This is a genomic window from Flavobacterium sp. (assembly GCF_029242675.1).
Taxonomy (GTDB): domain Bacteria; phylum Bacteroidota; class Bacteroidia; order Flavobacteriales; family Flavobacteriaceae; genus Flavobacterium.
Map to the genome: position 1 here is coordinate 1 of NZ_JAQWTM010000368.1, position 12,085 is coordinate 12,085.

Below are 12,085 nucleotides of genomic sequence, written 5' to 3' on the forward strand. Positions count from 1 at the left end.
AACTTCACTATAAAAGCCTCGATTGGTTTTTATTTTTAATAGTTATGAGCTAGAAAGCTATATTTAGGTGGTTTTAACCATAAAATTTTTTGTTATAAAAGGGTATTTGAGTTACTTTTGCAGCCAAATTAAAATGAACATTAGACAAAACTAAAATGACTGCAGACAAAATAAAAACTTTCGATGTACTTATCGAAATTCCAAGAGGAAGTAGAAATAAATATGAATATGATTTCGAAATCAAAAGAATGCGTTTTGATAGAATGTTATTCTCTTCGATGATGTATCCAGCTGATTATGGTTTCATTCCTGAAACTCTTGCTTTAGATGGTGATCCATTGGATGTATTGGTTTTAGTAAACGAGCCTACTTTTCCTGGTTGTGTAATGGAGGTAAAACCAATTGGGGTTTTCCATATGGCAGATGATAAAGGACCAGACGAAAAAGTAATTTGCGTACCTGTTTCTGACCCTATTTGGAATTCATTAAATGATTTATCAGATATGAATCCACACTTACTAAAAGAAATCGAGCACTTTTTCCAAGTGTATAAAGACCTTGAAAATAAAACGGTTGACGTAGGCGGATGGGGAAATGTTGATGAAGCATATGAAATCATCAGAAAATGTACTGAACGTTTTGATCAAATCGAAAATAAACCAGAGGGATTATTTAGTATTAAATAATATTTCCCCTGATAATTTATAAAAAAAGCAACATTCTGTGAAGAGTGTTGCTTTTTTGTTTAAATTCGTTTTTATACTTTATTGATTATTAACCAACAACCAAAAAAAAACAAATTTATGAATTCAATTATGATTTATTTGCCAATAGTTATGGCAGTGGTAGGACTGCTTTTCATGTGGATGAAACGATCGTGGGTATTAAAACAAGATGCCGGAGACGGTAAGATGAAAGAGATTTCAGATTACATCTATGAAGGCGCATTAGCTTTCTTAAAAGCCGAATACCGGTTGCTCTCTATTTTTGTAGTTATTGCAAGTGTTGTGTTAGCCGGAATTACACAAATCGAAGGCGTTCAGACGCATTTATTTATAGTTATTGCCTTTGTTTTTGGTGCGTTTTTCTCGGCCTTAGCAGGGAATATGGGAATGAAAATAGCCACCAAAACGAATGTTAGAACAACTCAGGCTGCGCGTACTAGTTTACCGCAAGCTTTAAAAGTATCCTTTGGTGGAGGAACGGTGATGGGATTAGGAGTTGCAGGATTGGCTGTACTTGGCTTGACCGGTTTCTTTATTTTCTTTTTTCATTATTTTATGAACGGGGTTTGGACTAGCTCCGAAGATATGACGGTTGTCTTGGAAACACTAGCTGGTTTTTCATTGGGAGCTGAGTCGATTGCATTGTTTGCCCGTGTAGGTGGTGGAATCTATACCAAAGCTGCGGACGTAGGTGCTGATTTAGTAGGTAAAGTCGAAGCTGGAATACCCGAAGATGATCCAAGAAATCCAGCAACAATTGCAGATAATGTGGGTGACAATGTTGGAGATGTAGCCGGAATGGGAGCCGATTTATTTGGGTCCTATGTAGCAACTGTTTTAGCTGCAATGGTATTAGGGAATTATGTGATTAAAGATATGGGAGGTAGTATTGCTGATGCCTTTGGCGGAATAGGACCTATTTTATTACCAATGGCCATAGCAGGTTTTGGTATTTTATTTTCAATCATTGGAACACTACTAGTTAAAATTACAGATGACAATGCTAAAGAACCACAAGTTCAAAAAGCATTAAATATTGGAAATTGGGTTTCAATTGGTTTAACCGCAGTATCTTGCTATTTCTTAGTACAATATATGTTGCCAGAAACAATGAAAATGGAATTCTTTGGTGAAGGAAGCCAAGACATTTCTTCTATGAGAGTGTTTTATGCAACTTTAATTGGATTGTTTGTGGGTGGAGCTATTTCTTCAGTAACGGAATACTATACAGGATTAGGAACAAAACCAGTGATGGCCATTGTTCAAAAATCGTCAACTGGAGCGGGGACAAACGTAATTGCAGGTCTAGCTACCGGAATGATTTCGACTTTCCCAACCGTTTTATTATTTGCAGCAGCAATATGGTCTACTTATGCACTAGCAGGTTTTTACGGTGTTGCATTGGCAGCATCAGCTATGATGGCCACTACTGCAATGCAATTAGCAATTGATGCTTTTGGACCAATATCAGACAATGCAGGTGGAATTGCTGAGATGAGCGAATTGCCTAAAGAAGTGAGAACACGTACAGATATTTTAGATTCAGTAGGAAATACTACGGCTGCAACAGGAAAAGGTTTCGCGATTGCCTCGGCAGCATTAACTTCATTGGCTTTATTTGCTGCTTATGTAACGTTTACAGGAATCGACGGAATTAATATTTTCAAAGCGCCAGTACTGGCAATGTTATTTGTGGGTGGAATGATTCCTGTGGTTTTCTCCGCCCTAGCGATGAATTCGGTTGGGAAAGCAGCGATGGATATGGTGTATGAAGTGCGTCGTCAATTCAAGGAAATTCCGGGAATCATGGAAGGTACAGGCAAGCCTGAATACGCTAAATGTGTAGATATTTCGACAAAAGCCGCTTTACGCGAAATGATGTTACCAGGTATTATGACGATTGGTTTTCCTATTGCTATTGTACTTTTGGGCAAACTAGTTTACGCAGATAATAACCAACTAATTGCTGAAATGCTTGGTGGTTATATGGCAGGTGTAACGGTTTCAGGAGTGCTTTGGGCTGTTTTTCAAAACAATGCAGGAGGAGCTTGGGACAATGCTAAAAAATCTTTCGAAGCAGGAGTGATGATCAACGGCGAGATGACCTACAAAGGTTCAGATGCACACAAAGCCGCGGTTACGGGAGATACAGTTGGTGATCCATTTAAAGATACTTCGGGTCCATCAATGAATATTTTAATCAAATTAACCTGTTTGATAGGTTTAGTAATGGCGCCAATTTTAGGAAGTGGAACTCACACGATCACTGATAAAGGTATGGCATCTTGTTGTATGTCTATGAAGGAATGTACTTCAATGTCAAAAGAGGAGTGTATGGCGAAAGGATGTAAAAGCGCTACCTGTAAGTTTATGAATGCAACAGGAGAAACTACTAAAAGAATGTCTAAAGAAGTTACTATCGAAAAAACTAATGTTGATGGAAAAGTTACAGCAACGGTTACAACAACAATAGACGGTAAACAAGATGTTCAAAAATTTGAAGGGACAGAGGCTGAAGTACAGTCTAAAATTGATGGACTCAAGTAATGCTATCTTTATGTAATAACAAAAAATGCCTCATGAAAATGAGGCATTTTTTATTGTTATGTACTATTTTTTAAAAAATTGTGCAGCAGAAAAAACTAAAACAATCCGTTTAATTCCCCATCAATCTTAGTGATGATATTTCCAAGGTCCTCGGGATTGTCTACAAAATTAATGTTGTCCACATCTATAATTAGTAATTTACCGCGATCATAAGAGTGAATCCAAGCTTCGTACCGCTCGTTCAATCGGCTTAAGTAATCAATCGAAATAGAGTTTTCGTATTCGCGTCCTCGTTTGTGAATTTGTCCCACTAAATTAGGAATAGAGCTTCTTAGGTAAATTAGCAAATCAGGTGCTTTTACCGTAGATTCCATCAGCTCAAAAAGAGACGAATAATTTTGAAAATCTCTGTTTGTCATCAACCCCATAGAATAAAGGTTTGGCGCAAAAATATGAGCATCTTCATATATGGTCCGGTCTTGAATGATTTTCTTACCGCTTTCGCGAATTTGCATTACCTGACGGAAACGACTATTCAAGAAATAGATTTGTAAATTAAACGACCAACGTTCCATTTGATGGTAAAAGTCATCCAAGTACGGATTGTCTACTACGTCTTCAAAATGAGGCTCCCATTTAAAGTGTTTTGCCAGTAAGCGTGTTAATGTTGTTTTTCCTGAACCTATATTTCCTGCTACTGCTATGTGCATTACGGTCTTGTGATTTTATAATTGATAATTCCTTCGGTTGTAAAAATAGATAAAATTTGGTCTTTGTAATCAAAATTAGTGAAGCTTTTTTCTAAAATTTTGAGTGGGCTAACTTCGTTTTTAGTTCCGTCAAAATGATACAAATGCTGGTTTGATGCATAAATTAGTTCCTTGTCACTAAGCAATAACAACTGATCAAAATCAGGTACTTTGGTTTCTTTTGTTACTTTTCCAAATAAATCACAACGATACCAAATGTTATTTTCATCGATCCACTCAAAAGAGTTGAAGTTAGTTTGGTATTTTTTTATCTTAACAGTTAAGGGCGTTGAAATCGATTTGTATTCATTTTTTAAATAATCATAGAGCCCTATTTGTTGCAACAATTCGTTAAATACCCATAACTGATTTTGAGAAGCGATTCCAATTTTACTTACTAGAAGAGAATTGTTAGTTTCAGAAAAATTAATTTTTTGAATTTCGTTCAGTTGGTTGTCTAACAGGATAACCGTGTTGAAGTTCTCGTAATACAGTAGTATCCTCAATGGATTTTTGATATCAACTTTGGTTATTGTTCCTAATGAAATGTTTTTGTACTCGAAGGATATACCATCTTTCATTTTATAAAAAACATTGTTAGTCTTATAATAGGTAAAGCCAAATTGATCTTGGCCAATTATTTGTTCAGCTACTAATGCCATAGTATTTAGTAGCGTGACTTCACTCATTTTATTTTGAGCAAAAACACCAAAGTGTAGGAGAATAATAAAGAGTAATACTATTTTTTTCATCAAGAGCTAAAGTACAATTAAACCTTTTACCATTTACAGAGTCTTATTATTTTTTAAATGCAGTGTAACAAAACAGTTTACGAATAGTCTTACTTTAAAAATTATAAAGCTATGTATAAAATAATGGGAACTTTAGGGTTGATTTTTTTAACCTATTTGGGAGCTAATGCTCAATCTTTTCAGGGTATGGCAGTCTATGAGTCTAAAACTAGTACGGCTGAATTTAAAAACAGAATGGCAGGAAACAGGAATGTGACTCCTGAAATGCAAAAAAACATGGAAGAAGGTATGAAAGCCATGTTTGAAAAAACCTTCATGTTGAATTTTGATAAAACGGCATCTATTTATAAAGAAGAAGAACGATTAGAAGGTCCGGCACAAGGAGGTGGAATGAGATTTATGATGTCCATGACCGGTGGTGGAGGTACCTTGTATAAAAATGTTAAAGAGAAATACTATTCTATTGACAAAGATTTAATGGGTAAAGAGTTTTTAGTAAAAGATTCTCTTTCCAGTTTAAATTGGAAAATGGAAAGCGAAACTAGAGTGATAGGTGGCTACAATTGTTTTAAAGCAACGGCCGTAATTCCGGTTAGTCAAAGTGATTTCAGAAACTTGAGATCAAGAAAAGACGATGATAAAACCGCAACTGCCGACAAAAAAGAGGATAAAGAGAAGAAAACCAACTTCATGGATAACCTTGAAATGCCCAAAGAAAAAATTGTTACCGCTTGGTACACTCCAGAAATTCCTGTAAACCAAGGTCCTGACAAATATTGGGGATTACCAGGATTGATTTTGGAAGTAAATGATGGTACTACGGTTATCTTGTGTTCCAAGGTGGTTTTAAATCCAAAAACTAAAACTGAGATCAAAGCACCAACTAAAGGTAAGCTAATTAGTCAAAAAGAATTTGATGAAACCAGCTTAAAAAAGATGCAAGAAATGAGAGAGATGTACCAAGGCCGAGGTGGTAATGGTGGTGGACAATTTAGAATTGGTAATTAAGTAGCAACTTTCGGTAACACGATCTTTTTTAATACAACCAATATGAAAAAATCACTACTTCTTTTATTCTTTTTCACGAGCTTATTTTCATTTAGTCAATCTGTTAAGTTGGAGGGAGTCATTACAGATTCTAAGGCAATAGGTTTAGAAATGGCAAATGTCATGGCCGTTAACACCACTACAAAGGCCATGGATGCCTATGCGATTACGAACGACAAGGGGAAATTCTCTCTTAATTTGAAACCTAATACCGCTTACACGATTAAGGTAAGTTTTTTAGGAATGCAGAATAAAGAGATTCAATTAACAACCGCTGCCGAGAATATTACTAAAACGGTAGTTCTTGATGAAGGGGGAATCGAATTGGACGGAGTTGAAATTGTGCGTGAAATGCCAGTGTCAATAAAAGGAGATACGATTGTTTATAATGCCGATTCTTTTAAAACAGGAACTGAAAAAAAATTAGAGGACGTTTTAAAAAGATTGCCAGGTGTTGAGGTAAATGCTGATGGTGAAATCGAAGTCGAAGGGAAAAAGGTTACTCAATTGTTAGTTGATGGGAAGAAATTTTTTGAAGGAGATACAAAGTTAGGTTCTAAAAACATCCCTTCTGATGCAGTTGATAAAATCCAAGTATTGCGAAATTTTAGCGATGTAAGTCAGTTAAAAGGGCTAGAAAACAACAACGATGATGTAGCTATTAATATCAAGTTAAAATCAGGAAAGAAGAATTTTTGGTTTGGAGATATTTCAGCAGGAACAGATTTTGGCGAGCGATTTATCATCAATCCAAAATTATTTTACTACAGCCCTAAAACAAGTGTCAATGTATTGACTAATTTTAATAATATTGGAGATGTGCCGTTTTCCATTAGAGATTATTTTAGATTAACTGGAGGGTCAAGAAATACGATTGGTAAAAGTGGAACTAATTTTAATGTTTCGACGAATGATTTGGGAATATCTACGGCTCGCGATAATAGAGCTGCGGATATCGACAATAGATTTGGAGCAATGAACTTGACGCATCAAATGTCTAAAAAATGGAGTTTGAGTGCTTTTGGAGTGCTTTCTTCAAATATAACATTGACCAACACCCAAAGTAAAAGTGGTATTTTTCAACCTAATTCAACGGACATCAGTACCACAGAGAATAGAACGGATAATTCTAATCTAAGAAACAATTTAGCAATCTTTAAATTAGGTTCTAAATTCAAGCCTAATACCAATTTTCAATTCGATTACGATGTTTCATACCGAAAGTCGACCCAAACAGAGGACAATGATGTCGTTACTAATTCGGTTACATTTAATCCTAACGGGAATGTTTCTCAAAATAACATCATTAAATCCTTTAAAAAACAAGAACCAGTAGCGGTCAATCAAAGTGTGAATATGTTTTGGACACAGAACAAAAAAAGCACTTGGTCTCTGGAAATGCAACATTTGTATCAAGATGAAGACCCGTTTTATAACCCAGATCTATTAAGAGATCCTTTTCCTTTTTTAGGTTTTAACGGCAATCAAAGTAGTTTTAATATCAATCAAGATCGTTTTGTGAAAACAAACAAGCTGGATGTAAAAGCGGATTACTATTATTCCTTGACCGCTAAAAGTAATTTGAACATTACGGTAGGAAACACAAACTTGTTTCAAGATTATAATTCGTCAATCTATCAGTTATTGGATAATGGTACACAATCACCGTTAAATGACCCAGATTATAGAAACGATGTGCAATACCGTTTTAACGACGCCTACGTGGGAGCACATTATAAATTTATTACGGGTAAATTCACATTCAATCCGGGTATTAGTTTGCACCAGTACAATACGAACAACCAGCAATTGGGAACGAAACAAGAAGATAATTTTAGCAGATTCTTACCAGATCTATTTGCACAATATCAAATTAAAAAATCAGAATCAATCACGTACAACTTTAGAAAAGCCAACGTTTTTAATGACATTAGCTCATTCGTACAGGGATATGTTTTTTCTAACTTTAATTCCTTTAGTAGAGGAAATCGATTTTTAGAAAACGCATTGCAAGAAACACATTCCTTGCGTTATTTTAAATACAATCTGTATAATTTCACTACGATGTTTGGTAATATTAATTACAGTAAAACGACCAATCCAGTTGTAAACAGAGCTTATTTTACAGGTATAAATCAAATTAGTGAAAAAGTGAATGCCGATTTTGAGAATGAGAATTTAAACGGAATAGTAGGGTACCAACGTTCTTTTCTGAAATATTACAAGGCATCGGTAAATGTGAATTTAAACTGGTCAAAATTCAACAGTTTACGAGCAAATCCGAATGATCCAACGAATCCTACTATTGATTTTGTACAAACGACTAATAGTTTTACTCAAAGCTATAGAGGTTCATTAGGAACACAGTTTAAAGTTTGGCCTAATCTAGAAGTAGGGTATTCATTATCATTAAATGATTACCAAAATACGATTTTTAAAACCAAGCAACCCTTTGCAAAAGTGGATTACCTTTTCTTGAAAAGTTTTTCATTTACCGCTGATTATAATAAATACAATTATTCTAATTCTCAAGGGACAGTCAATAACAAGTACGAGTTCCTTAATGCAAGTTTAAACTTCCGTAAAAAAGATGCCAAAATGGAGTATACAGTAGCGGCGACCAATTTATTAAATACTAAAACGTTGAATGACGATAGTTTTAGCCAAACAGGTTTTAGAACTTCGCAGTATATGGTGCAACCTCGATATATAATATTTAGTTTGAAATATAATTTGTAATTTGTTGCTAAATTCTTATAATTTTCAGTAAAACTGAGGCGTAAGTAGAAGGGAAATTACTATTTTCGCATTTGGAATGCTATAGCGTTTGCTGGCAAAGAAATAACAAACAAACAAAGAAACAGATTATGAAAAAAATTGCTTTATTAGAAGCATTTTTTGCATTTGGATTTACAAGTGCGCAAGCACCTCTAGAAGAAGGTGGATTACAATTAAACGCAGGATTAGGAACTTCAGGATGGGGAACGCCTGTTTATGCAGGACTTGATTATGGTATCGCTACCAACTTTACTATTGGTGGTGAGCTTTCTTACCAGTCTTATAACCAAAGTATTGGTGGTGGATTTGGAGATGTGAAAAGTTCAATTTTTGGAATCCAAGCAAACGGTAATTACCATTTTAATGAAATATTAGATATTCCTAGTGAGTGGGATTTTTATGCAGGAGCTAACTTAAATTACTACAATTGGTCATCTAAGCAAAATGGAAATTCATACAATTATGCAGGAGCTGATAATTTCGGTTTAGGTTTGCAAGTTGGTGGTCGTTATTTCTTCAATGAGAATTTTGGAGTAAATCTTCAATTAGGTGGCGGCAACGTTGTAAGTGGTGCTAAATTAGGTATTACCTATAAATTATAAGTTTTGTAAACTATTTAAAAGGCTGTCTTTTTAGGCAGCCTTTTTTATGCTTTATAGTCAGCTTTTAGTTTAAAGTGATTGCTACGTTTATGCTGTGTGCTAACAAAAATTAAGACATAAAAAAAGGCTGCTTAATTAAAAGCAGCCTTCCTATATAAACGGTAGGATTAATTACAATCCAAATTCAGCTTTAACTTGATCAACAAAGTCTAGTTTTTCCCAAGTAAATAATTCTACTTCAACTGTTTTAGTTAATCCTCCTGGTGCAGAAAATGTTTTTGTTACTGTTTCTGGTGTGCGTCCCATGTGCCCGTAAGCAGCAGTTTCGCTATAAATTGGATTTCTTAATTTTAAACGTTGCTCAATAAAGTAAGGGCGCATGTCAAAAATAGCTTCTACTTTTTTCGCAATTTGTCCATCTGTCAAGTCTACTTTTGATGTTCCGTAAGTCTCAATAAAAATCCCCATTGGTTTTGCAACACCAATAGCATAAGAAACTTGTACTAAAATTTCGTCAGCAACACCTGCAGCAACTAAGTTTTTAGCAATATGACGTGTAGCATAAGCAGCACTTCTATCAACCTTAGATGGATCTTTACCTGAGAATGCACCACCACCGTGAGCGCCTTTTCCTCCGTAAGTATCTACGATGATTTTTCTACCAGTTAAACCAGTGTCACCGTGAGGTCCACCAATTACAAATTTTCCAGTAGGGTTGATGTGGTATGTAATTGCGCCATTAAATAAATGAGCATTTGTTGGATTTTTTGCGATGATTCTAGGAATTAGGATCTCTACAATATCTTTTTTGATTTTAGCAAGCATCGTTGCTTCTTCGTCAAAATCATCGTGTTGTGTCGAAATAACAATCGCGTCAATACGAGTAGGCTTGTTGTCGTCGCTATATTCTAAAGTCACTTGTGATTTAGCGTCAGGACGTAAATAAGTGATTTCGTTATTTTCTCTTCTTAAAATTGCTAATTCTTGCAATAATTTATGAGAAAGGTCCAATGCTAATGGCATGAAATTTTCTGTTTCATTAGTAGCATATCCAAACATCATTCCTTGATCTCCAGCTCCTTGTTCTTCTGGGCTAGAACGATCAACTCCTTGATTAATATCAGCAGATTGCTCATGAATAGCAGAAAGAATACCACAAGAGTTTGCCTCAAACATATATTCTGACTTCGTGTAGCCAATTTTTTTGATTACATCACGTGCAATTTGTTGCACATCTAAATAGGTGTTAGACTTTACTTCTCCAGCCAATATAACTTGACCTGTAGTTACTAAAGTTTCACAAGCTACCTTTGAGTTGGCATCAAAAGCTAAAAAGTTGTCAATTAATGCGTCTGAAATTTGATCTGAAATTTTGTCTGGATGTCCTTCACTCACAGATTCTGACGTAAATAAATAAGCCATAATATATAGTATTTTTAAATTAAGCGAGGAAAAAACAATGCAACTATAAAGGCTAAAGGAGAGTTTCTGCTTTAGCATTTTTTCTACTGATTTTTTTTTCAGTAGTCATAATGAATTCCATTCATTATGAAGAGGTTGCAATCAGTTCAAATTGTTCCTCTTGTATTCGAGTGCAACGGTAGGAAACCATTTTGAATTACAAATTAAACCGCTCTTTTTTGTTGTAAAAATATTTTTAGGTAGTTTTTATAGTCTTCAAATGGAATGATTTTTATGTATAAGGTGCTTTTAAGAGAGTAATCGTTGAAATTTAGGTACGATTGTAGGATCTTTTTAAAAGAACAGTGTGCGATTTTAACAATTTGTTCAGAATACAAAGCGTAATTGTTATACTATTTTAGGTCTATGTTATGAAATTATACTATTTTGATTAAATCAATGTTAAAATACTGTAAATCATTAGGTAGGAATGTAAAAATTCTTGAAATTTGTGAAAATAAAATACCAAAAATGAATTTAATTCTTCTTGTTAATTTAAAAATGAAATCGAAATCATCCATTGGGAAGTGATTGCCTTATACTATATATAAGTTTGCAGCAGCCTCCCAATATTTGGGAGGCTTTTTTTTTAACTTGAAGGAAACTCGACAAAAGCAGTAAGTATTAAAAACAACAACTAATTCGATAAAAATATGAAAGCAATTAATAGCATATCTAAAGCAATAGGTTTTTTTAAAAACCTAAGAACAAAGAAAAGTCCAATTATCTTTACAGTAGATGATTTAATCAATCCAAGGTTTGGAATCAACGATTTTGAAGCGAAAAACAGCAGTAAGACACCAAATTCTCTACAGTTTTTGATGTACTCAAAAGAGAATGATACACTTTTTATCTAAAGTGATGTACGCTATACTTTTTGGTCTAACACACGCAAGGTGAACTGAATTTCGAACTTCATTTTTTCCTTGCGTTTTTATTTTAGCTTAAGACTAAAACGAAATCAAAGCTGAATATAGTTGCAAATAAAAAAAATAAGTAGTTAATTTGCCCTTCGTAGTTCATACACGTATTGAAATGTTATAAAGAAAGGAAGAGGGAATAGACCCGATGAATCCTTAGCAACCCTTCGAGCAATCGAAGAAGGTGCTGCATTCTACCACTCCCAAAAGTGGAAAGATAACAACAAGAATTTTTCTAGAATACACCTAGTTTTTTCTTTTTAATATTTCCAAATACAAATCAAACAATAAAAGATTTGACATTGGATAAAAAACCAATCGAGGACGCACGCATACACGCCATGCTGTGTTACCGCACGCCAGAGTCATTCAAAGAGAAATTCAATCGCGATATCAATACCCAACTCGAAACTTTTCAAGTGGAGAGTTGGTTGAACTACCACGGTGAGAAACTAGAAAAAAGATTTCAGCTAGCGGCTTACAAAATGATGAATCAATTATTGA

The 12,085-nt window shown here is 34.6% G+C and carries 9 protein-coding genes, 1 pseudogene and 1 riboswitch; of the genes and pseudogenes, 7 read left to right on the top strand and 3 right to left on the bottom strand.

Translation table 11 applies throughout. The features are described from left to right. Positions 1-155: 155 nt before the first annotated feature. Together P8M54_RS13530 and P8M54_RS13535 are read left to right on the top strand one after the other, a co-directional pair. Positions 156-686 carry an inorganic diphosphatase gene (locus tag P8M54_RS13530; RefSeq protein ID WP_300288477.1) on the top strand — a complete coding sequence of 177 codons (531 nt, stop codon included), beginning with the start codon at positions 156-158 and terminating at the stop codon, positions 684-686. Positions 687-803: 117 nt separating this feature from the next. Then, on the top strand, positions 804-3,272 hold the full coding sequence (locus P8M54_RS13535; RefSeq protein WP_300288478.1) for a sodium-translocating pyrophosphatase: 2,469 nt from the start codon (positions 804-806) through the stop codon (positions 3,270-3,272). A gap of 95 nt (positions 3,273-3,367) precedes the next feature. On the opposite strand, the gene P8M54_RS13540 is transcribed toward P8M54_RS13535, so the two are convergent. Together P8M54_RS13540 and P8M54_RS13545 are read right to left on the bottom strand one after the other, a co-directional pair. Beyond that, positions 3,368-3,982: a deoxynucleoside kinase gene (locus P8M54_RS13540; protein ID WP_300288479.1), complete on the bottom strand. Its 615-nt coding sequence runs from the start codon at positions 3,980-3,982 to the stop codon at positions 3,368-3,370. Continuing rightward, entirely contained in the window at positions 3,982-4,773 is a 792-nt protein-coding gene (locus P8M54_RS13545) for a hypothetical protein (protein WP_300288480.1), read from the bottom strand. The genes P8M54_RS13540 and P8M54_RS13545 overlap by 1 nt, the downstream gene beginning before the upstream one ends. 111 nt (positions 4,774-4,884) lie before the next feature. Here P8M54_RS13545 and P8M54_RS13550 point away from each other — a divergent pair, with 111 nt between their 5' ends. The 3 genes from P8M54_RS13550 to P8M54_RS13560 all read left to right on the top strand — a co-directional run bounded on the left by P8M54_RS13550 (position 4,885) and on the right by P8M54_RS13560 (position 9,200). Beyond that, entirely contained in the window at positions 4,885-5,781 is an 897-nt protein-coding gene (locus P8M54_RS13550; RefSeq protein WP_300288481.1) for a GLPGLI family protein, read from the top strand. 42 nt (positions 5,782-5,823) lie between these two features. After that, on the top strand, positions 5,824-8,559 hold the full coding sequence (locus tag P8M54_RS13555; RefSeq protein ID WP_300288482.1) for a carboxypeptidase-like regulatory domain-containing protein: 2,736 nt from the start codon (positions 5,824-5,826) through the stop codon (positions 8,557-8,559). Positions 8,560-8,687: 128 nt separating this feature from the next. Beyond that, positions 8,688-9,200, top strand: coding sequence for an outer membrane beta-barrel protein (locus tag P8M54_RS13560; protein WP_300288484.1), 513 nt, complete (start codon positions 8,688-8,690; stop codon positions 9,198-9,200). 171 nt (positions 9,201-9,371) lie between these two features. On the opposite strand, the gene metK is transcribed toward P8M54_RS13560, so the two are convergent. Then, positions 9,372-10,622 (bottom strand): methionine adenosyltransferase, encoded by a 1,251-nt coding sequence (gene metK / locus P8M54_RS13565; protein ID WP_300288485.1) that lies wholly within the window; start codon positions 10,620-10,622, stop codon positions 9,372-9,374. A gap of 692 nt (positions 10,623-11,314) precedes the next feature. Between metK and P8M54_RS13570 the strand changes: the two genes are divergently transcribed. Continuing rightward, a complete protein-coding gene (locus P8M54_RS13570) occupies positions 11,315-11,518 on the top strand; it encodes a hypothetical protein (RefSeq protein ID WP_300288486.1) in 204 nt (67 codons plus the stop codon). Between the two features lie 178 nt (positions 11,519-11,696). Continuing rightward, positions 11,697-11,805: riboswitch (SAM riboswitch) on the top strand. A 78-nt stretch (positions 11,806-11,883) separates the two neighbouring features. Beyond that, positions 11,884-12,085: pseudogene (locus tag P8M54_RS13575) on the top strand (homoserine acetyltransferase); the annotation flags it as partial.